Annotated in this window: 19 protein-coding genes; 12 read left to right on the top strand and 7 right to left on the bottom strand. The window is 72.0% G+C overall.

Annotated elements, in window-relative coordinates; genetic code table 11:
• Positions 1–26: 26 nt before the first annotated feature.
• Complete coding sequence (locus ACFYZZ_RS44235; RefSeq protein WP_389189476.1) at positions 27–1,058, bottom strand: ABC transporter ATP-binding protein; 1,032 nt, start codon at positions 1,056–1,058, stop codon at positions 27–29.
• Positions 1,059–1,168: 110 nt separating this feature from the next.
• Here ACFYZZ_RS44235 and ACFYZZ_RS44230 point away from each other — a divergent pair, with 110 nt between their 5' ends.
• Together ACFYZZ_RS44230 and ACFYZZ_RS44225 are read left to right on the top strand one after the other, a co-directional pair.
• Positions 1,169–1,930: a FadR/GntR family transcriptional regulator gene (locus ACFYZZ_RS44230; protein WP_389189473.1), complete on the top strand. Its 762-nt coding sequence runs from the start codon at positions 1,169–1,171 to the stop codon at positions 1,928–1,930.
• 38 nt (positions 1,931–1,968) lie between these two features.
• Positions 1,969–2,745, top strand: coding sequence for a cache domain-containing protein (locus tag ACFYZZ_RS44225; protein ID WP_389189470.1), 777 nt, complete (start codon positions 1,969–1,971; stop codon positions 2,743–2,745).
• A 287-nt stretch (positions 2,746–3,032) separates the two neighbouring features.
• Here ACFYZZ_RS44225 and ACFYZZ_RS44220 read toward each other — a convergent pair whose 3' ends face one another.
• The 4 genes from ACFYZZ_RS44220 to ACFYZZ_RS44205 all read right to left on the bottom strand — a co-directional run bounded on the left by ACFYZZ_RS44220 (position 3,033) and on the right by ACFYZZ_RS44205 (position 8,051).
• Positions 3,033–3,641 carry a flavin reductase family protein gene (locus ACFYZZ_RS44220; RefSeq protein WP_389189467.1) on the bottom strand — a complete coding sequence of 203 codons (609 nt, stop codon included), beginning with the start codon at positions 3,639–3,641 and terminating at the stop codon, positions 3,033–3,035.
• 9 nt (positions 3,642–3,650) lie between these two features.
• On the bottom strand, positions 3,651–4,322 hold the full coding sequence (locus tag ACFYZZ_RS44215) for a DUF6215 domain-containing protein (RefSeq protein WP_389189464.1): 672 nt from the start codon (positions 4,320–4,322) through the stop codon (positions 3,651–3,653).
• An 89-nt stretch (positions 4,323–4,411) separates the two neighbouring features.
• Positions 4,412–5,890: a glutamate-cysteine ligase family protein gene (locus ACFYZZ_RS44210; RefSeq protein ID WP_386578705.1), complete on the bottom strand. Its 1,479-nt coding sequence runs from the start codon at positions 5,888–5,890 to the stop codon at positions 4,412–4,414.
• A gap of 94 nt (positions 5,891–5,984) precedes the next feature.
• Positions 5,985–8,051, bottom strand: a complete 2,067-nt coding sequence (locus ACFYZZ_RS44205; protein ID WP_389189461.1) for a SpoIIE family protein phosphatase — start codon at positions 8,049–8,051, stop codon at positions 5,985–5,987.
• Between the two features lie 175 nt (positions 8,052–8,226).
• On the opposite strand from ACFYZZ_RS44205, the gene ACFYZZ_RS44200 reads away from it, so the two are divergent.
• Positions 8,227–10,689: a SpoIIE family protein phosphatase gene (locus ACFYZZ_RS44200; RefSeq protein ID WP_389189458.1), complete on the top strand. Its 2,463-nt coding sequence runs from the start codon at positions 8,227–8,229 to the stop codon at positions 10,687–10,689.
• A 38-nt stretch (positions 10,690–10,727) separates the two neighbouring features.
• Here ACFYZZ_RS44200 and ACFYZZ_RS44195 read toward each other — a convergent pair whose 3' ends face one another.
• On the bottom strand, positions 10,728–11,549 hold the full coding sequence (locus ACFYZZ_RS44195) for an SDR family oxidoreductase (RefSeq protein ID WP_389189455.1): 822 nt from the start codon (positions 11,547–11,549) through the stop codon (positions 10,728–10,730).
• An 80-nt stretch (positions 11,550–11,629) separates the two neighbouring features.
• Between ACFYZZ_RS44195 and ACFYZZ_RS44190 the strand changes: the two genes are divergently transcribed.
• Positions 11,630–12,235, top strand: a complete 606-nt coding sequence (locus tag ACFYZZ_RS44190; protein ID WP_389189452.1) for a TetR/AcrR family transcriptional regulator — start codon at positions 11,630–11,632, stop codon at positions 12,233–12,235.
• A 99-nt stretch (positions 12,236–12,334) separates the two neighbouring features.
• On the opposite strand, the gene ACFYZZ_RS44185 is transcribed toward ACFYZZ_RS44190, so the two are convergent.
• Positions 12,335–14,221 carry an acyl-CoA dehydrogenase gene (locus ACFYZZ_RS44185; RefSeq protein WP_389189450.1) on the bottom strand — a complete coding sequence of 629 codons (1,887 nt, stop codon included), beginning with the start codon at positions 14,219–14,221 and terminating at the stop codon, positions 12,335–12,337.
• Positions 14,222–14,675: 454 nt separating this feature from the next.
• Here ACFYZZ_RS44185 and ACFYZZ_RS44180 point away from each other — a divergent pair, with 454 nt between their 5' ends.
• The 8 genes from ACFYZZ_RS44180 (at position 14,676) to ACFYZZ_RS44145 (ending at position 22,501) form a co-directional block, all read left to right on the top strand.
• Positions 14,676–15,359, top strand: coding sequence for a ScbR family autoregulator-binding transcription factor (locus tag ACFYZZ_RS44180; RefSeq protein WP_389189447.1), 684 nt, complete (start codon positions 14,676–14,678; stop codon positions 15,357–15,359).
• A gap of 122 nt (positions 15,360–15,481) precedes the next feature.
• Entirely contained in the window at positions 15,482–16,720 is a 1,239-nt protein-coding gene (locus ACFYZZ_RS44175; RefSeq protein ID WP_389189444.1) for a cytochrome P450, read from the top strand.
• A gap of 275 nt (positions 16,721–16,995) precedes the next feature.
• Positions 16,996–17,652 (top strand): ScbR family autoregulator-binding transcription factor, encoded by a 657-nt coding sequence (locus ACFYZZ_RS44170; RefSeq protein ID WP_389189441.1) that lies wholly within the window; start codon positions 16,996–16,998, stop codon positions 17,650–17,652.
• A gap of 143 nt (positions 17,653–17,795) precedes the next feature.
• The gene (locus ACFYZZ_RS44165; RefSeq protein ID WP_389189438.1) at positions 17,796–18,047 is read left to right on the top strand and encodes a hypothetical protein; all 252 of its coding nucleotides are present in this window, start codon (positions 17,796–17,798) and stop codon (positions 18,045–18,047) included.
• Positions 18,047–20,332, top strand: a complete 2,286-nt coding sequence (locus ACFYZZ_RS44160) for a heavy metal translocating P-type ATPase (RefSeq protein ID WP_389189435.1) — start codon at positions 18,047–18,049, stop codon at positions 20,330–20,332. The genes ACFYZZ_RS44165 and ACFYZZ_RS44160 overlap by 1 nt, the downstream gene beginning before the upstream one ends.
• Entirely contained in the window at positions 20,329–20,838 is a 510-nt protein-coding gene (locus ACFYZZ_RS44155; RefSeq protein WP_389189432.1) for a copper chaperone PCu(A)C, read from the top strand. Before ACFYZZ_RS44160 ends, ACFYZZ_RS44155 begins: the two co-directional genes overlap by 4 nt.
• 158 nt (positions 20,839–20,996) lie before the next feature.
• Positions 20,997–21,662: a hypothetical protein gene (locus ACFYZZ_RS44150; protein WP_389189429.1), complete on the top strand. Its 666-nt coding sequence runs from the start codon at positions 20,997–20,999 to the stop codon at positions 21,660–21,662.
• Between the two features lie 170 nt (positions 21,663–21,832).
• Positions 21,833–22,501, top strand: coding sequence for a sigma-70 family RNA polymerase sigma factor (locus ACFYZZ_RS44145; RefSeq protein WP_389189426.1), 669 nt, complete (start codon positions 21,833–21,835; stop codon positions 22,499–22,501).
• Positions 22,502–22,512 lie beyond the last annotated feature (11 nt).

Below are 22,512 nucleotides of genomic sequence, written 5' to 3'. Positions count from 1 at the left end.
GAGCGGTGGGTTCGGGGGAGTGGGGGTCAGGAGGGGATCCGGACGGCGTGTCCGCGGTGCCACTGGAGGCGCACCCGGGCGCCGCGGTAGGCGGCGACGTCCTCGGAGGAGGTTTCGAGGTTCTGCTGGAGGGCGGTGAGGCGGCCGCCGCCGTCGAGGTCGACGAGGAAGCGGGTGGCGTCGCCGAGGTAGACGACCTCGCCGACCGTGCCGGCGACGGTCGCGTGTCCGGGCTCGTCCGCCTCGGCGGACTCCTTCAGGACACGGATCTTCTCCGGGCGGATGTTGTACGTGCCGGGCGTGCCGACGATCCGGTGGGCCGCCTCGCCCTCCAGCAGGTTCGAGGTGCCGACGAAAGAGGCGACGAAGGGGGTCGCCGGGCGCTCGTATATCTCGGCGGGTGTGCCGACCTGGGCGATGCGGCCCTGGTCGAAGACGGCGATGCGGTCGCTCATCGTCAGGGCCTCCTCCTGGTCGTGAGTGACGAAGACGAAGGTGATGCCCACCTCCCGCTGGAGCGCCTTGAGTTCGACCTGCATCTGTTCGCGCAGCTTCAGGTCGAGGGCGCCGAGGGGCTCGTCGAGCAGCAGGACCCGGGGGCGGCCGACGAGCGCGCGGGCGAGGGCGACCCGCTGTCGCTGTCCGCCGGAAAGTTGCGCGGGGCGCCGCTGGCCGTAGCCCTCCAGGCGGACCTCGGCGAGTGCCTTGCGGGCGCGGACGAGACGTTCGGGCTTCGGCACCTTGCGGACCTTGAGCCCGTAGGCGACGTTCTGTTCGACCGTCATGTGCGGGAACAGGGCGTAGTCCTGGAAGACGGTGTGCACGTCCCGCTCGAACGGGGCGAGGCCGGTGACCTCCTGTCCGGCCAGTTCGATGCGGCCCGCGCTGGGCGTCTCGAACCCGGCGATGAGTCTGAGGACCGTGGTCTTGCCCGAGCCGGAGGGGCCGAGCATGGAGAAGAACTCCCCGTCCCGGATCTCCAGGTCCACACCGGCCACGGCGGTCGTCTCCCCGAACGACTTCCGCAGGTCCTGCAGCCGGATCGCAATTCCCTCCATGCGGGAACCTTTCTGGCGCGCTCTACGTTGACCGCAAACATATGAAGTCATAGTTCTAAGCTCAAGGGGCCCTTAGGGTAAAGCTTGAGTCAACGCACGAGGTGGTGGCCGTGAGGCAACACGAGATCGGCGGCGGTGCCCGGGGCGCGGGCGGCGGCGCCCGCCGGGCCGTCTTCAGCCCGGTGGACAACCGGGCCCGCGTGGACACGGTCGTCCGCCGCATCGGCGACGCCATAGAACTGGGGCTCCTCGCCGACGGTGAGCAGCTTCCCGGCGAGAGCGAACTGGCCGGACAGCTCGGTGTGTCGACGGTGACCCTGCGTGAGGCGCTGATGGCGCTCCGGCAGCAGGGCCTGGTCACCACCCGCAGGGGCCGCGGCGGCGGCAGCTTCGTGTCGCTGCCCGAGGTCCCCGCCGACGACCGGCTGAGGGCCCGGCTGCGCGGCTGGAGCACCGAGGAACTGCGCGACCTGGGCGACCACTGGGCCGCCCTGTCCGGCGCCGCCGCCCGCCTCGCCGCCCAGCGCACCCAACCCGAGGACCTCCTCCCCCTGCGCCGTACGGCCGAGGAGCTGGCGCACGCGGAGGAGACGGCGGCGCGCAGCCGCCTGTACGGCCGCTTCCACGTGGAACTCGCCGCGGCCGCCCAGTCTGCCCGGCTCACCCGTGAGCAGGTCGCGCTGCAGAGCGAGGTGGGTGCGCTGCTGTGCCTGGTCCTGGGGAGCGGTGAATATCGTGAAGAAGTGGCGGACCGTCACCGCGCCGTGATCTCGGCCGTGCAAGATGGGGCCCACGAATCGGCCGGCACGCTGGCCGAGCGGTGCGTCAGGGAGTCGACGGCGCGGCTCGTCGCCGTACGCCTCACCCTCTGAACGCGCCGCGTCCGGTTCCCGTCCCGCTGGAGGACACCATGGGCTGGAGCCCCGGGCAGATCCCCTCGGCTGCCGCGACGCTCGACACGGACGCCGAGGCATGGGTGGCCTCGCAGGTGGGCGGTGCGCTGGAGGTGGTGTTCGAGGCCGTCGCCGCCACCCGGGCCGACACCGCGGCCCTGCTCGCCAAGGCGACCGCACAGGGCCGTCGCCCAGCGAGCGCGGACCTCGCCGCCCTCCGCCCCGGCCTGCACCAGCGGCTCACCCGCCAGGAACTGGTCTCCGGCGTCGGCTTCGTGGCGGCCCCCGGCCTGCTGACCGACGTACCCGCATGGCTCGAGTGGTGGCAGACGGGCGCCGACGGCGACGTACGACCCCTGCTGCTCGACCTCGACCCCGGGCACTCGGCGTACTCCGACTACACGCACTGGGACTGGTTCGCCCTGCCCCGCGACACCGGGCGCCGCGCCGTGGCCGGGCCGTACGTCGACTACCTCTGCTCCGACGAGTACAGCCTCACCCTGTCCGCACCGGTCGAGACCGAGGGCCGCTTCGCCGGGGTCGCCGCGGCCGATGTGTACCTACGGCACTTCGAGGCGGCCGTACTCCCGCTGCTGCGGCGGCTGCCCCGGCCCGCCCACCTGGTCAACGCCCGCGGCCGGGTCGCCGCCTCCGCCGACCCAGCCCACCTGGCCGGCTCCCTCACCAAGGGCCCCGACTTCGGCCAACTGCTCACCGAGGCCGCACCCGCCGAGCACGCGGGTCTGCGGCTGGTGCCCTGCCACGGCGTCCCACTCGTCCTCGTGCTGACCTAGTGCCCCGGCAGGCAACGTTCGCCCCGTCGCGACGCCCGGCACGCTCCCCCAAGCTCTTCGAGCAGGGGGTACCCCCACTCGCCGCACCGGCCGAAAGCCCAAGTACGTCCGGTCCATCAACGGGGCCTTCCGGCCGGCACTCCCCCAAGCTCTGCGAGCAGGGGGTACCCCCAGAGCACGCACCGCGGTGACACAGCCGCTCCGCGGCGGGCGCTCCTTGACGGGCAAACGTTGCCTGCCGGGGCACTAGGGCTCGTCCGACAGGGCGCGGGCGGACGCGCCCGTCCTCAGTCGGCCGTCCGCTCCCGGTACGGTATCCGCGCCGCCTCGCGCACCTCCCCGACCGTGCTCCACTCGTTCCCGCCCAACCGGGCCAGGGGGCGCAGCAGTTTGATGTCCGGCCGGCCGTCGACCAGGACGTCGTCGCTGACGGCCGCGTGCACGACCTGGCCGAACACCACCGTCGAGTTGCCGAGCCGCAGCGTCGAGTGCAGCGTGCACTCCAGTGCCACCGGGGAGGCGGCCACACGCGGCGGCTTCACCCGCAGCGACGGCTCGGGCCGGATGCCCACCGCGTCGAACTCGCCCTCGTGCCTGGGGAAGTCGGTCGCGGTCGCGTTGATCTGCTCGAAGAGCGGCTCGGGCGCGAAGTTGACGACGAACTCCCCGGTCTCCTCCACATTGCGCAGCGAGTCCTTCCGGCCCACGGACGTGAACTGGACGATCGGCGGAGCCGTGCAGGCCACGGTGAAGAACGAGTGCGGTGCCAGGTTCGCCGTCCTGCCGTCCGCGGTCAGGGTCGAGACCCACGCGATCGGCCGGGGCACGACCACCGCGGTGAGCAGCTGGTAGAACGCTCTCGGGTCCAGGGACTGGGGTGAGTAGTCGACGCGCATGGCAGCACGCTATGTCCAACCGGGGACCGTCGGCAGTACCCGCTCGGCGACGCGGAGCAGTGCCGTGTCGTCGGGCGGTACGTCGTCCTGGCGCCAGATCGCGATCTCGAACGAGCCGCCCCCGTCCTTGGCGTCACGGGCGACCAGCAGATGACGGGCGATGCCGCCCGGGCCGGTGCCGATCTTGTTGTCGCCGAGGTTGATCTTGAGGCCGATGGTCTGGCCCGAGTACAGGACGGCGGGGTGACCGAGGATCGTCTTCGATTCCTCGTCGCTGCTGAAGAGTCCGGAGAACTCGCCGACCCGCAGATGGTCCGACGCCCACAGCTTCACGGAGTACGTCTTCAGCGAGACCTCCGCATCGGGTGTCGGGGTCTTCTTGCCGTCGGCGTCCTTGAACGAACTCTCGGACCCGTAGGCGGTCTCGGCCTGTTCCTGCGGTGTGCCGAGGAGCGTGGGCAGGTCCGATCGGTTCAGTGCCTTGCACAACTGTGCCGCGGACACGCGCTTGGACACCGGCTTGTCATCGGACGAGCACGTGGCCGGTCCCGAGTCCGAGGAACCATGCAGTGCCGTCTGCGCGAGCAGGGCTCCCGGCACCCCCAAGACCAGCACCGCCACGAGCGCCTGGACCCAGGGTCTCCGGTCTCTCTCGGACGCGGGATCGTCAACGTCAACCATGTTCCCCCACCTCAGTCGTTCCCCCGACAAACGCTGCAGGAGCCTAACCGGTGATCGTCTTCGGTGGCATCCCCGATTTCGCGGCCCCGTCAGTCGACCGGCCAGGTGTGCACCGGCGCGTTGAGGTGCATGAAGTCGATATACAGCTCGGTCATCCGCCGCAGGGCCTCGTGGCGGCCGGCGTGCGTGGTGGCGTCGATGCGGTGGAGCATCTCCTTCTGCCACACAGCCCCGTTGCGGGCCGTGACACAGCGCTGCTCGATGATGCCGAGCAGCGGCTCCCGCCAGGCCGCGTCCATGCCGGACAGCTCCAGCCCGCGGTGCGCCAGCGGCAGCAGCCGCCGCAGAACCAGTTCGGGCACCGGCAGTTCACCCATGCCGGGCCAGTACAGCAGCGCCTCGATGCCGTGCCGGGCCGCCGTGTGGAGGTTCTCCTCGGCCGCGGAGAACGACATCCGCGACCACACCGGGCGGTCCTCCTCCACCAGGGCGCGGGTGAGCCCGTAGTAGAAGGCGCCGTTGGCGAGCGTGTCGGCGACGGTCGGTCCGGCGGGCAGCACCCGGTTCTCCACCCGGACGTGCGGCTTGTCGTGGGCGACGGCGTAGACGGGCCGGTTCCATCGGTAGATCGTGCCGTTGTGCAGGGTGAGTTCGGAGAGTTCGGGGATGTCCCCGCGGTCCAGCGTCTCCCCGGGGTCCTGCTCGTCGCACAGGGGCAGCAGGGCCGGGAAGTAGCGCAGGTTCTCCTCGAAGAGGTCGAAGACGCTGTTGATCCACCGCTCCCCGAACCACACCCGCGGCCGTACCCCCTGGATCTTGATCTCCTCCGGGCGGGTGTCGGTCGCCTGCTCGAACAGCGGGATACGGGTCTCGTGCCACAGCTCCTTGCCGAACAGGAACGGCGAGTTGGCCGACAGCGCGATCTGGACCCCGGCGATGGCCTGCGCCGCGTTCCAGTAGCCGGCGAAGGTCTCCGGGGACACCTGCAGATGGAACTGCGTGCTGGTGCACGCGGCCTCCGGAGTGATCGTGTCCGCGTAGGTCCGCAGCCGGTCGACGCCGTCCACCTCGATGCGCAGGTCCTCGCCCCGGGCCGCGAAGATCTGGTCGTTGATCAGCCGGTAGCGCGGGTTCTCCGACAGGGACTCCTCGCCGATGTCCTCCTGGCGCAGGGTGGGCAGGATGCCGACCATGACCAGCCGGGCGCCGACCGATCTGGACCGCTCGTCGGCGTGGTTCAGCGCGGCGCGGATCTCGGACTCCCAGGCGTCGGGTCCGCCCGTCGTCAGCCCGCGGGGCGGAACGTTGATCTCGAGGTTGAACCGGCCCAGTTCGGTCGACCAGGCGGGGTCCGCGATCGCCTCCAGCACATCGGTGTTGCGCATCGCGGGCTCGGCCCGGTCGTCGACCAGGTTCAGCTCGATCTCAAGGCCGACCTGAGGCCGCTCGGACTCGAAGCGTGCGTCGCGGAGCATCTGCGCGAACGCGTCGAGGCACTCCTGCATCTTGATCCGGTACCGGCGGCGGTCCTCGCGGGTGAAGACGAGCGCCGGGACGTCCCGTCCCATCGGGGCCCTCCAGGGTTCCGCTCCTCGGACACCTCTCCAACCAGAGTCCCACCAGCGGGCGAACCCCACCAAGCGGACGGAGCGGCGCCACGGCCTACAGGGCCCGGGCGACGAGCAGGGCCACGTCGTCGTGGTCGTCGGGATGGCGCAGACCGTACAGCAGCCGGTCGCAGGTCTCCTCCAGCGGCCGGCCGGGCTCGTCGAGGAAGCCGAGGAGAACGGAGAGACGGTCGTCGATGGGGTGCTGCCGGGTCTCCACGAGACCGTCTGTGTACAGCACCAGCAGGTCGCCGGGGGTCAGTTCGGTCGTCGTGGTCTCGAACGGGATGCCGCCGACACCGAGCGGAGCCGCGGCGGGCAGGTCGAGGTACACGGGCGCCCGACCGGGCCGCGCCAGGGCGGGCGGCATGTGTCCCGCGTTGGCGATCGTGCACTGCCTGGTGCGGGGGTCGTAGACGATGTACAGGCAGGTGACGATGTAGTGCTCCAGATCGCAGGTGATCTTGTCCAGGTGCTGGAGCACCGCGCCGGGGGCGAGGTCCAGGTCCGCGTACGCACACGTGGCGGTGCGCAGCCGGCCCATGGTGGCGGCCGCGTCGATGCCGTTGCCCATGACGTCACCCACCACCAGGGCGGTCTTCTCGTCGGCCAGCGGGATGACGTCGTACCAGTCGCCGCCGACCTCGCTGGTGGCCTGCGCGGGTTGGTAGCGGGAGGCGAGTTCCAGGCCCGTGTGGTGCGGCGAGTGGTCCGGCAGCAGGCTGCGCTGGAGGGTGAGCGCGGTGTTGCGCACGCTCTGGAACCAGCGGGCGTTGTCGATGGCGACGGCGGCACGGCTGGCCAGCTCGCCGGCCAGGACGACGTCGTCCTCGTCGAAGGGCAGCGGGTTGCGGGTGCGCTTGAGATCGAGGGCGCCGAGCACCTCGCCGTGCGCGATCAGCGGCACGGCCAGATACGAGTGCACGCCGGCCTGGGCCAGCAGCACGCCGGCCTCGGAGTCCCGGGCGATCTGCCGCAGATCACGGGCCCCGACATGGCGCACCATGACCGGCCGGCCGGTGTGGACGCACAGGGTGACCAGGCGGTCACCGTCATACGAGGCAATGTTGCCGGGCGCGTCGGCGGCGCGCAGCGCCACGGTGGGGTGAGCCGCCTTGAGGGCGAGGGCGCGGAACAGTTCCGGGCCGTTGTCCGGCCGGCGGGCGCGGCGCAGGGCCAGTGCGGAGTCGAGGACGTCCACGGCGACCACGTCCGCGAGCACGGGCGTGCAGATGTCGGCCAGCTCGCGGGCGGTCTCCTCCACCTCCAGCGTGGTGCCCACACGGGCGGAGGCCTCCGCGATCAGCGCCAGGCGCCGCCGGGCCCGGTCGGCCTCGGCGGCCGCGTGGTGCCGCTCGGTGACGTCGACGACCGACGCGGCCGCGCCCAGCACCCGCCCGCTGGGGTCCTCCAGCCGGTAGAAGGACAGCGACCATGCGTGCTCGTGCTCGGGATCGGCCGGGGGGCGGCCCACGTGGTACTGGTCGAGGAGCGGCATGCCGGTGGTGAGCACCTGGCGCAGCGCGGACTCGACGGTGTCGACGTCGGGGAAGGGCAGGGTCTCCCGCAGATGACGGCCGATGTGGTCCTCGGCCGGGATCCCGTCGATCCGCTCCAGCGCCGGGTTGACCAGCAGGTACTTCAGATCGGGGTCCAGGAGGGCCAGCCCGATCGGGGACTGGTTGATCAGCCGCTCGCACAGCGCCAGGTCGGTCTCCACGCGCTGCAGCAGGGTGTGGTCGGCCGCGATGCCCAGGGCGTACACGTCGCCCAGGTCGTCCAGCAGCCGCATGGTGCGGAACTCCGTCAGGCGGCTGCTGCCGTCCTTGTGCCGCACGGGGAAGGCGCCGGCCCACCCCCGGCCGGTCTCCAGCACCTCCGTGAACAGGCTCACCACGGCCTGCAGATGCTCGGGACGGATCAGCAGCCGCGCCGCGTACTTCCCCAGGACGTCCTCCGCCGCGTACCCGAACAGGTCCTCGGCCTGCGGGGTCCAGAAGACGATGCGGCCTCGGGTGTCCAGCGCCACCGCGGCCACGCTCAGCATGTCCAGCAGGCCGGTCGGCCGGGGCGGCTCGGGGCTCTGCTCGCCGTCGCCGGCGCGCAAGGATTCCACTGCCATGCCAGAACCACCTCCAGCGGCCGGTCACCCGTCCGTGCCGGTACGGCCGCACGCCCGAGCGCCGATGACCGTCACCTCCATGCTGCCTCCAGGTTCCGCCTGCCCCAACCGCAGCACCGGCCCGTGCGTATCGAGCGGACAAGCAGGACCATGGTGAATAAAGAGGATGGAGCAGATGGAACCACCGCGAAAGGGTTTCGACGCGTCCACGTCCGTGGAACCGCGTGATCTCCTGGACGCCTCCACCGACGCCGCGGCGGTGATCTCGGCGGACGGCGTCGTGGTCGGCTGGACCAGGGGCGCGGAAGCGCTGCTCGGCCACCGCGCGTCCCGGGTCGTCGGCCACCCCGCCGCACGTCTGCTGGCGGTGCCCGCTGACCCGGCCCGCGCAGCCGCCATCGCGGAGCGGTGCCGCTCCGGAATGGGATGGAACGGCCTCGTCCCCGTACGGCACCGGGACGGCCACCGTGTCGAGCTGGATCTCCGGGTCTCGGCGGCCTTCCGCATGGGTGGGCAGGAGTGCTTTCTGCTCTCAGCACGGGAGCAACGGCCGCAGTGGACGGTCGGCCAGTCGGTCCTGGACGGATTCCTGACCCGCTCACCGGTCGGCATGGCCGTGATGGACCTGGAGCTGCGCTACATCTGGCTGAACGACACGCTGGAACGCTTCGGCGGTGTGCCCCGGGACCAGCGGCTGGGACGCCGGCTGAGCGAACTGCTGCCCGGGCTGCAGGCGGAGACCCTGGAAGGCCTGATGCGCAAGGTGCTGGCGACGGGGGAGCCGGTCACCGACTACGAGTATCTCGGCTGGAGCTGGGCCGATCCGCACCGCCAGCACGCCTACTCCACCTCCTTCTTCCCCCTGGTGGACGCCGGGGACACCGTCACCGGGGTCTGCTACATGGTCCTGGACGTCACCGAGCGCTGGACTGCCCGCCGGCTCCTGTCCCTGGTCAACGAAGCCGGCACCTGCATCGGCACGACCCTCGACGTGCTGCGGACGGCCCAGGAACTGGCCGACTTCGCGGTGCCCCGGTTCGCCGACTTCGTCACCGTCGACGTCCTGGAGCCCGTGCTCAGCACCGAGGGCCACGGAGCCTGGCTGACCGATGCCGGACCGGCGCCCGCCCGGCCGGCGATGCGCCGCGCCGGCCTGCAGTCGGTACGGGAGGGCTGCCCCGAGGCCGTGGTGCGGATCGGCGAGCAGGTGGACTTCCTGCCGCCGCCCAGCGACGTCAACCTCCTGATCAGCGGCGAGCCGGTCCTCATCCCGGTCCTCGACCCGAGTGACGCCCTGTGGGTCGCCGAACAGCCCGAGCGAATGGCCCGTATCCGGGAGTTCGGCCTGCACTCGTTCATCTCCGTGCCGATGCGGGCGCGGAACACGGCATTGGGCCTGACCACGTTCGCCCGCTCGCTCAACACGGCCCCGTTCGGGCACGACGACGTCCTGCTGGCCCAGGAACTGGTGGCGCGGGCGGCGGTGTGCGTCGACAACGCCCGCCGCTACACCCGGGAGCACACCGCGGCGGTCACCCTGCAGCGCAGCCTGCTGCCCCACGTCCTGACCGGCGGAACGGCGGTGGAGGTCGTCTCCTCCTACCTTCCGGCGGACCCCACGGGCGGCGTCGGCGGTGACTGGTTCGACGTGATCCCCCTGTCCGGCGCCCGCGTCGGCCTCGTCGTCGGTGACGTGGTGGGCCACGGCATCACCGCGGCGGCGAGCATGGGGCGGCTGCGTACGGCGGTGCAGACCCTCGCCGACATGGAGATGCCTCCCGACGAACTGCTCGCCCACCTCGACGACCTGGTGCTGCGGCTGAGCGACGAGGAAGCCGATCGCGCCCCGGCCGACCGGAGCACGGCGACCTTCATCGGCGCGACCTGCCTCTACGCCGTCTACGACCCGGTCTCCAGGCGGTGCTCGATGGCCCGGGCCGGCCACCCGCCACCCGTCGTCGTCACTCCGGACAAACGCGCCTACTTCCCCGACATCCCGGCCGGGCCACCGCTCGGACTGGGCGGCATGGCCTTCGAGGCCGCCGAGATCGAGCTGGCCGAGAACAGCCTCCTCGGTCTCTACACCGACGGCCTCATCGAAGGAAGCGACGGGGACGTGGAGTCGGGCATGGCCCGGCTCGGCGAGGTGCTGGTGCGTACCGGGACGGACCTCGGCACGCTGTGCACCTCCACGGTGCAGCAGCTGCTGTCCGCACCGCAGCCCGACGACATCGCCCTCCTGCTGGCCCGCTCCCACGCCCTGGCCGCGGACCAGGTGGCGTCGTGGGACGTGCCCCCCGACCCGGCCGCGGTCGGACACGTCCGGGCCGAGGCGACCCGCCAGGTGCTGGACTGGGGCTTCGCGGAACAGGCCCTGACGACGGAGCTGATCGTCAGCGAACTCGTCACCAATGCGATCCGCTACGCCGACTCGCCCATCCGCCTGCGGCTGCTCCGCGACGCCCGCCTGACCTGTGAGGTCGCCGACGGCAGCAGTACCGCCCCCCGCCTGAGGCACGCTCGCAGCACGGACGAGGGCGGCCGCGGACTGTTCCTGGTGGCCCAGCTCGCCCTCCGCTGGGGCGCCCGGTACACGGCCGAGGGGAAGATCATCTGGGCCGAGCAGGAGATCCCCTGAGGCCTGCGCGGCACCGGCGGGCCCTTTCTGAGCGTGTCTCAGCGGAACGCCGCGGCATTGCGTGCCGCCCACGCCGCGAAGGGGGCCGCGGGACGCCCCAGGATCCGCTCCACGTCCCCGCTGACCGCCTGCTCCTGCGGGGTCGGCTCGCCGAGGACGGACAGGGTTCCCTCCACCACGGCGCTCGGCATGAACTGCGCCATCTGCGCGCGGGCTTCCTCGCGGCTCTGCTCCACGAAGGTGACCGGCTCGCCGATGGCCTGTGCGAGGGCGGCGGCCCGTTGCCGGGGTGTGGTGGCCTCGGGGCCGGTCAGGGTGTAGGTGACGCCGTTGTGCCCGTCCTCGCGCAGGACCGCGGCGGCGACCGCGGCGACGTCGTCCGGGTCGACGAACGGCAGTGCCACGTCGGCGAAGGGCGCCGCCGCGGTGCGGTGGTGCCGGACAGGCTCGGCCCAGGCGAAGGCGTTGGAGGCCAGGCCGCCCGAGCGCAGCACGGTGAAGGCGAGTCCGGACACGGCCAGGGCCGCCTCGAAGCCGGCGGCGTGCGCGTAGCTGTGCGGCCGGGTGCCCACGCCCTGCGAGGACAGCAGGACCACCCTGGTGACGCCGGCCGCGGCCGCCTGCTTCAGGATTCCTTGCGGATCGTCCCCGGCGACAAGCAAGAACAGTGCCGTGGCCCCCTGCAGCGCGGGACCGAGACCGGCCGGCTGCCCGAGGTCGGCGGCCACGGCCCGCACCCCCGCCGGGACGTCCTCGGGGGTGATGCGCCGGGCCACCGCGGTCACGGCCGCCCCTTCCCCGGCCAGCTTCGCGACCAGGGCCCGCCCGACGTTCCCCGTACCACCCGTTACGACGATCATGACAGCTCCCCGATTGAGTCAGTTGACTAACTAAGTCGCTACGCTAGCCGGTCGGTCGGGCGCTGTCTATCCTTAGTCAGGTGACTGACTCAAAACCCGGTACGGCGGCCCGAACCGCCACAGACCGGCGGGGCGGCAAGCGTGAACGCCTGGTCGAAGCGGCCGTCCAGGTCTTCCACCAGCAGGGCGTGGAGAAGACCACCCTCTCGGACATCGCCCGGGCCGCCGACGTGCCCCTCGGCAACGTCTACTACTACTTCAAGACCAAGGACCAGCTGGTCGAAGCCGCGGTGGACGCCCACTGCGAGCAGCTCACCAGGCTCACGGCCCGACTCGAGGAGCTGGACGACCCGGCAACCCGGCTGAAGGCCCTGGTCGCCGGCTGGGTCGAGGGACGCGAGACGGCGGCCCGCTTCGGCTGCCCCTTCGGCACCCTGGCCACCGAACTCGACAAGCGCGACGACGGCCTGGACCTGGCCGCGGCCAAGGTCATGCGGGCTCTGCTCGACTGGGTCGAGGGCCAGTTCACCGAACTGGGCCGACCCGACGCCCGCGCCCTCGCCGTCGAGCTGGTCGCCGCCTACCAGGGCATGTCGGTGCTCACCAACACCCTGCGCGACCCCGGACTGATGGTCAGCCAGGGCGAACGCCTCCAAGCCTGGATCGACGGCTTCGCACAGCCCTGATCCAGGCTCGGACGTCCCCTGATACAGGGGGGCGGGTCGCCCCAGTCACTTCTCCGACGTGACGTGTCGCCGCTTCTCGCGGGGTGCGCGGCCAGCCGGCTACTCGGCCGCCGTCGCGTAGTCCGCGAGGTCGATGCGGCCCGAGTTGGCCAGCGGAATTCCCTCCAGGTAGGGGGCCGGCAGGTCGAAGCCCTCGACCAGCTCCGTCATGTGCGGGGCGAGGTCGCGCAGCACGTCGTCCAGCAGCTGGGGCAGGGCGCGTACCTGCTCGGCGGACAGATGGCCGTCGGCCAGCAGATCCCCGGAGTGCTCGCCGAGCTGCTGCAGCAGGAACAACACGCAGAGCCGCTCCAGCAGTTCGCGGGCCTCGGGGTCCGCCGCCCGGCCGACCGCGTCCAGGAAGGCGTCGGCCGCCCGCAGTCGGGCGTGCACCGAGACCATCTCCAGAGCGGCGGAGGAGGCGCCGTTCCAGCGCTCCACCGGATCCCCGGACGGCCCCCGGCGCAGCGCGGCCCGGGCCCGGTCCTGCCAGCCGACCTCGGCCCGGGCCAGCAGCCCGCGCAGATGCCGGGCATCCGTCAACCGCTCGACGCCACCCGGGTGTTCGGGCGCCTCCCGGGGCGGCTGGTGCTCGAAGAGCATCTCCGCGGCGGCCTTCACCCAGATCACCAGGTTGTCGCCCTCGGCGGTGATCGTGCCCTCGACGTACTGCGGGAACTCGGACAGACCGTTGGCCGCGAACAGGCCCTGCGCGCCGCAGCGTTCCCGGCACTCGATGGTGATGTCCCGTGCCTGCCAGGTGATCCAGCTCTTGGCGATCGCGACCAGCCGCTCCGCATCCGCCTGCTGCCCGGCGTCGTGGCCGGCGTGCACGGCGGCCCAGCGGGCGAGCACCGAGCGGTGCAGGAAGGTCATCGCGTAGGCAGAGGCCAGGCCCTTCAACAGCCGCCCGTGGTGCGAGCGGTGGGCGTTGACCGGGATGCGCTCGCCCGCGCGGGGCCCGCTGACCTGCCGGTTCTCGCCGTAGCGGACGGCTATGGCGAGTGCGGCCCGGGTCGCGCCGACGGCGGCGCCGCTCATGCACAGCTTGCCCATCGTGACCCGGCCGATGGACTGCAGGAACCGCTTGCGCCGGTTGCCGAGGCTGCTGTGGAAACGGCCGTCGGCGTCCAGGCGGCCGTGCTCGGACTCCAGCAGGGCGTCACGCGGCAGCAGCACCCGGTCGAACGCGGTCATGCAGTGGTCCAGCGGGGCGCCGGTGCGCAGGGGCAGCCGGCGGACCCGCACCCCCGGCAGCAGGCCCCGCTCGTCGCTCAGCGGGGTCAGGAACAGGAAGACGCCCTCGTCCCGGCCCTCGACGATGAGGCGGGCAGCCACCACGGCACTCTTGGGTCCGCCGGTCATGCTGGTGTTGGGCATGAACTTCTGGGCGCCGGCGTGCGGTGTGTTCAGCACGAACCCGCCGGTGGCCGGGTCCAGTTCGGCGGTGGTCGCGAGAGCCGAGGCGTCGTTGCCGTGGTCCAGCTCGGTGCACAGGAACGTGCCGGTGCGCCGCAGGGTCGCGAAGTCGGACAGGTCCCGGCGCTCGGCACCCTCGTGGTCGAGCACGCTGCCGAGGAAGAGGTTGTAGTGAATGCTCGCGACCGTGCACAGGCCCCCGCCGCCGTCCACGATCGCCGCCCACTCGTGCAGCCCCGCCAGCAGCTGCGGGTCGTCCGCCAGCGACTCGGCCCCTCCGGCCGTGTCGTTCACCAGCCGCAGCCACTCGTAGGAGAGGGCGGCGCGCTCGGTGGGGCCCAGCCCGGGACGGTGGCGGAACGTGTCCTTCGAGATGAGGTCGCGCCACATCCCGTGGATGTGCTCCCGGTCGTCGCCGTCGAAGAGGAGCCGGGCCAACTCGCCGGACACGGTGCCGGAGAACGCTCCGCCGGGCCCGGTGTGCAGACCGTCGGCTCGGAACGTGTCCGGACCAAGCGCCTGATCCATGTCGTAGTGCTCGATGTCCGGCAAGGGGGGGAGATGTACCTGGGGTGTCAGAAGGGTCATTGCCCTCTCCCGTCGTCGCAGAACCGGAAGGGTGTGGATGCGCAGAGTCAGAAGATACGGACCTCCCGGTTTGCTTATCAAGCCAAATTTCTGCCAACGGTGGCCGAACTTCGGTGTCTTGGGGGCACTCCCCGGCCTCGGAAGTAAGCGCGATGCTCAACTTCGGTCCGGTCCGGTGGACTTCCCTGTACCGGCAGATGCTGCGGGAACGTTGAGATACCGGGCGACAGGTTTTATCGTGGCGGTCAGCGACGGCTCGACGAGTTCCCGCGTACCTGGTGAGGAGGGCGCATTCGCATGGTTGAAAGGCCATCTTCCGAGGTGGCAGGATACGTACCTGTCGGTTTCTTTCTTGTGGCCGACCGGTCCGTGAAGCCAGTGCGGAGGATGTGCCGTGGCCCTGCAGGAACGAGCGATCAGGACGAGGCGCAACATCCTGGTGGCAGCCGCCGACGTGTTCGCCGACGTCGGCTACGAGGCGGCGACCATCTCGGAGATCCTCCAGCGGGCGAACGTCACCAAGGGCGCCCTCTACTTCCACTTCTCCTCCAAGGAGCAGCTCGCCCAGGCGGTGCTGACCGACCAGCTGAAGTCGGTGCCGGCCTCGCCGCCTCGGGAGCTGGTGCTCCAGGAGGGACTGGACGCCGGCTTCCTCCTCGCCCATCTGCTCGGCTCGGGCGATCCCATGGTGCGCGGCAGCATCCGCCTCACCGTGGACCAGGGGTCACCGCACGACGGGCTGGACCGGCGGGTGCCGATGGCCTCCTGGGTCGACTACAACACCGCGCTGCTCGAACGGGCGAAGGCGAATGGCGAGGTGCTGCCCCAGGTCGACGTGGACGCCGCGGCGCAGGCTTTCGTGGCAGCGTTCACCGGGGCACAGGTGCTGTCCAAGATCATGAACAACCATGCCGACCTGATGGAACGCGTGGTCGACCTCTACCGGCACCTGATGACCAGCATCGCGATCCCCGCGGTGCTGGTGCGCCTGGACATGTCGCTCGACCGGGGCCGGCGCGTCTACGAAGAGGCCATGGAGCTGAGCCGGGAACCGCAGGAGGCGCCGGCCGCCGGCTGAACGGGGTCTCTCCGCGGACCACGGACACCGGCACCACCGGGAGCCGGGGGGAGCGGACATTGCTGCCATGGGCACGTCGCAACACCACAACGTGATGCAGAACCGACCCAGGGAGCACATCGATGGAAGAGACAGCCTGCCCTTACGCCCTCGACCTGACCGGCCAGGACCATCTGGGGGAGGCCGCGATGCTGCGCGCCCAGGGCCCCGCGGTCCAGGTCGAACTGCCCGGAGGCGTGCTCGCCTGGGCCGTCGTCCAGCAGAGGTACGTGGAGCAGCTGCTGACCGACCCACGCGTCTCGCGCAGCGCCCGCCTGCACTGGCCGCCGTTCATCGAGGGGACGATAACGCAGGAGTGGCCCCTCTACCCATGGGTGGCGAACGAGAACATGCTGTTCGCCTACGGGGAGCACCACACCAGGCTGCGCCGGCTCGTCGCCGGCGCGTTCACCGCGCGACGCTCCGAGGCGCTGCGCCCCCGGGTGCAGGAGCTGTCGGCCGAGCTGCTCGGCCGACTGGCCGCCCTCCCGCCCGGCACCCCGGTCGATCTGCGCACCTCGTACGCGGAGGTGCTGCCGCTGCGGGTCATCTGCGAGCTGTTCGGCGTGCCGCAGGGCGCCGAGACGGACGCGCTGTCCGCGGCGTTGAGCACGGTGTTCAGCTCCACCGTCAGCGGCCAGGAGATGGAGGCCGCCCGGCTGGAGGCCTTCGGGCGGCTCGCCGCACTGGTCAAGGCCAAGCGGGAGCGGCCCGGTGACGACCTCACCAGCTCGCTGATCGCGGCCCGGGACCAGGGCGACCGGCTCACCGAGGACGAACTGCTCGGCTCCCTCTTCATGTTCATCGCCGCGGGACAGGACACCACCGCCACCCTCATCACCAACGCGGCCGGTGCCCTGCTGACCCACCCCGAACAGCTTGCGCACCTGCGCGCGGGCCGGGCGACCTGGGCGGACGTGGTCTCCGAGACCATGCGGGTGCACACCCCCGGGGCTTACGCGCCGATGCGGTTCGCGGTCGAGGACATCGACCTCGACGGGGTGCGGATCCGCAAGGGCGACTGCATCCTCGTCAACTTCGCGGCGGGCGGCCACGAGACCGACCGGCACGGCCCGGACGCGGACCGCTTCGACCTGCTGCGCGACGGCGACCGGGACGTCCTCGGCTTCGGCCACGGAACGCACCGCTGCCTCGGTGCACCGCTCGGGGAGATCGAGGCCGCCTCCGCCCTCGCCAAGCTCTTCGACCTCTTCCCGGACGTGCAGCTGGCCTGTGCACCCGAGGAGTTGGCCCCGCTGCCGACATTCATGCTCAACGGATACCGGTCGCTGCCCGTGCTGCTGCGTCCGTCGGCGTCCTGAGCGCGCGGGCGGATGCGCCCGCCGGAAGTCCGCCGCCCTTCGCGGGCGGCGGACTTCCTTGTGTGCCACGGGAACGAAGGCGCGTCCGTCACCTGACCTTCTTGCTTCCAGCCAAACCAAGCACGCGGTTTGCTTCGTGGCCTGCGGGGTGTCAGATCACTCCGACGGGCGAGTTTGCCTGGTCCCTCGATGTTTTCGCCCTGGCATCCCGTCAGGTCTTGCCGCACCGCCCTCCCATAAACATACTGAACATGCGGTTATTAGAGGAGGGCGTCATGGTCAAGCAGGTACGGGCGGTTCGCACACGGCAGGCCCTCGTCCGCGCGGCGGCGGAAGCCTTCGCCCACGACGGATACGCCCGCGCGTCCCTGCCTGCGATCAGCAGGCGGGCCGGGGTGAGCGCCGGCGCGCTGCACTTCCACTTCCCGAGCAAGGACGCACTCGCGAGCGAGATCGAGTGCTCGGCGGCACGCACGGTGGAGGAGATGACCGCGCACTGCCGGGCCACGGGCGGCAGCGCGCTCGCGGCACTGGTGGCCGCGATCCGCCAACTGGTGGTCGCGTTGGCGGCCGACCCGGTCATGCGGGCCGGGCTGGCGCTCAGCGGCGACCCCGCACGCAACGGCGGGACCGCGGTGGTGGACTCGTGGCACGGCTGGGTGCGCGACGTGATCGCCCAGGCGCAGGCGGCGGGAGAGCTGACGGACGACCTCTCTGCCGAGTGCGTGGCCGGGGCCGTGGTGGCCGCGACGGTCGGCTTCGAGGTCCTCGGCAGCGGGGACCGGGACTGGCTGTCGAAGGACCGCATGGTGGAGTTCTGGACCTGTCTGCTGGCGCGGCTGGCGACCGTGCCCGGACCGGACCTCGCCCGGGTGCTGGAGAGCGGGACGACCGGCGACCGGGACGCCGAGAACAGCATGGCCGGTCTGTAGGACGGCGCAGCCCCGCGCGCTTGACGCTCGAGTGACGCGTGCCATACCCGTACTCCGGAACTCGGTCCCTCGACGGCCCGACTCCTGAAGCGCTACGGCTCCGACCAGGTGATGCCGTACGACGTGATCTGGAGACGCGCTTGATGGACGAGTCCCGTCAGTCCCCCTCCGGCGCGGGCGCGGTACTGCGCACAGCGGTACCCCCGCCCGCCCTCTGCGGGTTCCTTCTGTTGCTGGCCCTGCTGTTCACGCTGTCGTACGCCGTCGGCACCGCGGCCGGACCCGTCGCCCCCGGCATGCACGGCACCGGCACCGGCCGTGGCACCGGTGACGGCGGAGGCGGGGGCATGGGCGACGGCGGCGACATGGGGCAACTGCACGGGGGAAGCCACTGATGGGCCCGGAACCCGTGGTCGCAGACCCGACGACCGCCGCCGGCCTGACGACTGCCGACCTGACGACCACCGACCTGACCGTGGGCGGGATGACCTGCGCGGCCTGTGTGAAGCGCGTCGAGAAGAAGCTGGGCCGACTCGACGGGGTCACGGCGGTCGTCAACCTGGCGACCGGGCGGGCTCGCGTGAGCCACCCGGCGCGCATCAGCCCCGAGGAACTCGTCGCGACCGTCGAGCAGGCCGGGTACACGGCCGAGATCCCGCAGCGACCCGAGAAGCGCCTGCGCGAGCGCGGGGGAGAGGCGAGTGCGGGGGAGGAAGTACGGCAGGAGCGTGACCGGCTCCTGCTCACCGCGCTGCTTGCGCTGCCCGTGCTCGTGCTGTCGATGGTGCCCGGCCTGCAGTTCCGCAACTGGCAGTGGCTGTGCTTCGTGCTGGCCGCCCCGGTTGCCGTGTGGGGGGCCTGGCCCTTCCACGAGCGGGCGGTACGCGGGCTGCGGCACTCGGCGGCCACCATGGACACCCTCGTCTCCCTGGGCGTGCTGGTCTCCTTCTCCTGGTCGGCGTACGCGCTGTTCCTCGGCGGCGCCGGGGACCCCGGCATGCGGATGCCGTTCACCCTGCTGCCCTCCGCCTCGAGCGGTGCCGCGCATCTCTACCTCGAAGCGGCCGTCGGCGTACCGCTGTTCGTGCTGGCGGGCCGGTTCCTGGAGGCACGGGCCCGGCGCGGGACCGGGTCCGCACTGCGGTCGCTCGCGGAACTCGCCGCCAAGGAGGTGGCGGTGCACGAGAGCGGCATCGAACGACTGCTGCCCATCGAGGAGCTGACGGTCGGGCAGATCTTCGTCGTGCGGCCAGGGGAGCGAGTCGCCACGGACGGTGAGGTGGTGGAGGGCCGTTCCGCGGTGGATCTGTCTCTGGTCACCGGGGAGAGCGAGCCCATCGAGGCCGGGCCGGGCTCCGCGGTGACCGGCGGGGCCCTCAACGCCGGCGGACTGTTGCTCGTACGGGCCACGGCGGTCGGGGCCGACACCCAACTGGCCCGGATCGCCCAGCTGGTGACGGAGGCGCAGGCGGGCAAGGCGCGGGCGCAGCGGCTGGCCGACTCGGTCGCCGGTGTCTTCGTACCGGTCGTGCTCGCGCTGGCTGTCACGGCGCTCGGGTTCTGGCTCGGTGCGGGCGCCGATCCGCAGGCCGCCGTCACGGCCGCGGTGGCCGTCCTGGTGGTGGCGTGCCCGTGTGCGCTGGGCCTGGCGACCCCGACCGCGCTGATGGCGGCCACCGGTCGCGGGGCTCAACTGGGCGTCCTCGTCAGCGGCCCGCAGGCCCTGGAGGGGCTGCGCCACGTCGACACGGTCGTCCTGGACAAGACCGGCACCCTCACCTCCGGCCGGATGAGCGTCGCCAGGGTCACCGCCGTACCCGGCGGGCTCGGGAGGGACGCGGCGCTGCGGCTGGCCGCAGCGGTCGAACAGGGCTCGGAGCATCCGCTCGGCCGGGCCGTCACCGCTCACGCGCCCGGGTCGCTTCCGGCCGTGAGCGACTTCCGGGCGGAGGCCGGCCGGGGCGTGCGCGGCCGGGTCGAGGGCCGCCTGGTCGAAGTCCTGGCCCCCGACGACCACTTGCCCACGGCGCTGGCCGAGGCGCTTCCGGTGGCAGAGGCCGCCGCACACACCCCGGTCCTGGTCCGCGTGGACGGGATCGCCGAGGCGCTGATCGAGGTCGGCGACGTCGTACGCCCCGGGGCCTACCGGGCGGTGGACCGGCTGCGGCGCCTCGGCGTACGGCCGGTGCTCGCCACCGGCGACGGCGAGGCACCCGCGCAGGCGGTCGCGGCGGAGCTGGGCATCGAGGAGGTGCACGCCCGCAGTACACCCGAGGACAAGGCGTCCCTCGTTCGAGACCTGCAGCAGCGGGGCCATCGGGTCGCCGTCATCGGGGACGGCGTGAACGACGCGGCAGCGCTGGCCGCCGCCGACCTGGGCATCGCCATGGGCGGCGGCACGGATGCCGCCATCGGCGCGGCCGACGTGACTCTGGTGCGCGGGGACATCGAGGCCCTCGCGGACGCGGCCCGCCTGGCCCGGCGCACCCTGGGCACGATCCGCGCCAACCTCGTCTGGGCGTTCGGATACAACCTCGTGACCGTGCCGCTCGCCCTGGTGGGTCTGCTCACCCCGATGGTCGCCGCGGCGGCGATGTCGGTCAGTTCGCTGCTGGTGGTCGGCAACAGCGTTCGGCTGCGCACCTGGCAGCCGTCTTCTGCCGGGAGGCGTACCCGATGACCGAGCAGAGCCCGTGGCGTCCCACCCGGCGCCGGCTGACCGACACCCTCCTCGCGGCCCTCGCACCCGTCACGGCGTGCAGCCTTGCCCTCGGCGGCCTGACCACCTGGGTCGGTGCCGGGAAGGCGGGCAGCCCGGCCCGCGTCACCGTCTCGAAGGCGCGGGTCCTTTTGCCGTACGGCGACACCGAGGAGACGGCCGCCTTCTTCGACCTCTCCAACGCCGGCGGCGCCGACGACCGGCTGGTCAAGGTCACGTCCTCCCGCACCGCCGGCCGGATCACACTCAGCCGGCATGGCGGTACCGGCCCTGGAGCCGCCACCAGAACCGACACGGACTCGGCGGTCGTCCCCGCGGGCCGCACCCTGTTCATGTCGCCGCACGGTCTGGACGTGAACCTGCGGGCCGGGGCCGGGTGGCGGACCGGCGACCTTGTGCCGTTCACCCTGCACTTCGAGCACAGCGGGGCGATCGAGGCGCTCGCGGTGGTGATCCGCCCCGGCTGACGGCGGTAGCGGCCTCGCCACAGATGTCGGATCGAACGCCTCGCCCGTTCCCGCCGCTTGACGTGTTCTGGCTCATATCGCGCCGGTTGAGTGACACGGCAGGGCACATCCCGTACCGACGGATGATGACGGACAGCCGGATGCGAGGATGAGACGCCATGACAGCAGGGTGGTGTTCTCGCACGGTACGGGCCGCGGTGTTCGCGGCCGTCTGTGTGCTGCTCGCCGCCCTGGGCCACGTCATGATGTCGGGTCAGCACGTGCCCGGGTGGGCACTGACCGCAGGCCTGGCCGTGACCGGAGGCGCCGGCTGGTCGCTGGCGGGCCGAGAGCGCGGGCTCCCGCTGATCGTGACCGTCGTGGTCGCCGCGCAGACGGCGCTGCACGAGGCGTTCTCGTTCGCCCAGTCGGCCTCCGCCGACACGGCCTCCATGGACATGGGGCCGATGCCGATGGACTCCCTGGACGTGGGCTCCATGGGGCACATGGACATGCGCGGCATGGATCATACGGGGCGCATGGCGCACATGGGGCACTCCATGGGCGGCGGCTCGTCGTCGTTCGGGATGCTCGCCGCCCACCTGTTGGCCGCCCTGCTGTGCGGTCTGTGGCTGGCGTACGGCGAGCGGGCCGCGTTCCGCATCCTGCGAGCCGCGTCCGCCCGGCTGGTGGCACCGCTGCGGCTGCTGCTCGCCCTGCCCGACACACCGGTCCGGCCGCGGCTTCGCGTCCGCCGGCGTCGCTCGCGGCGTGCGCCGCGGCTGCTTCTCCTCGTCCACTCGATCATCTCGCGGGGTCCGCCCGCCGGGGTCGCTGTCGCCTGACGACAGCCGGTTCCCCGAGGCCGCCCCGTGCGCCTCGGGCCTCGGCCGTACGCCCGCGCACACGCCGTACTCCCGCGTGAGCGCCCGTAGGGCCGGTTCCCCTCTCACCGGACCGCCGGCACCGATCGTGCCCGCGGCCCGGATCCCGGATGACCCGAGAAGGACACCAGGTGATCACTCCTGCCCTGCCCACTTCGCGCGAAGACAGCGCCGCCGGCGACCAACCGGTCTCGACCGACGAGTCGATCACCGCGTGGGCCCTTGCGGCCCGCGGCGGCGACCCCCGTGCCGTGGAGCGTTTCGTGCGCGCGTTGCACCGCGACGTCCTGCGCTACGTCGCCCATCTGTGCGCCGACCCCCAGGCCGTGGACGACCTGGCGCAGGACACCTTTCTGCGCGCGCTCGGCAGCCTGCACCGCTTCGAGGGCCGTTCCTCGGCACGCGCCTGGCTGCTGTCCATCGCCCGCCGCGCCGTCATCGACAGCTACCGGTACGCGGCCGCCCGGCCCCGGCTGTCCGACGTCCCGGACTGGCAGACGGCCGTGGAACTGGCCCAGCCGCGCGACCTGCCCGGCTTCGACGAGGGCATCGCCCTGCTGGATCTGCTGGCCGCACTGCCGGACGAGCGCCGCGAGGCTTTCGTCCTCACTCAGTTGGCCGGGCTGCCGTACGCGGAGGCGGCCGCGGCGTGCGGCTGTCCGGTGGGCACCGTACGCTCCCGCGTGGCGCGGGCCCGCGCCACGCTGATGGATCTGCTGGACGAGGGGGGTACCTCCCGCGCACTTGAGGCAGTGGGGAAGGACGCGCCGGCCGTCGCGCCCGCCGTCGTGGTGGTCTGAGACCGGAGTGA

This window comes from Streptomyces sp. NPDC001816 (genome assembly GCF_042892235.1).
GTDB lineage: Bacteria > Actinomycetota > Actinomycetes > Streptomycetales > Streptomycetaceae > Streptomyces.
Note: the sequence above shows the minus strand (reverse complement) of the source record. Positions and strands in the feature narration are given on the sequence as shown.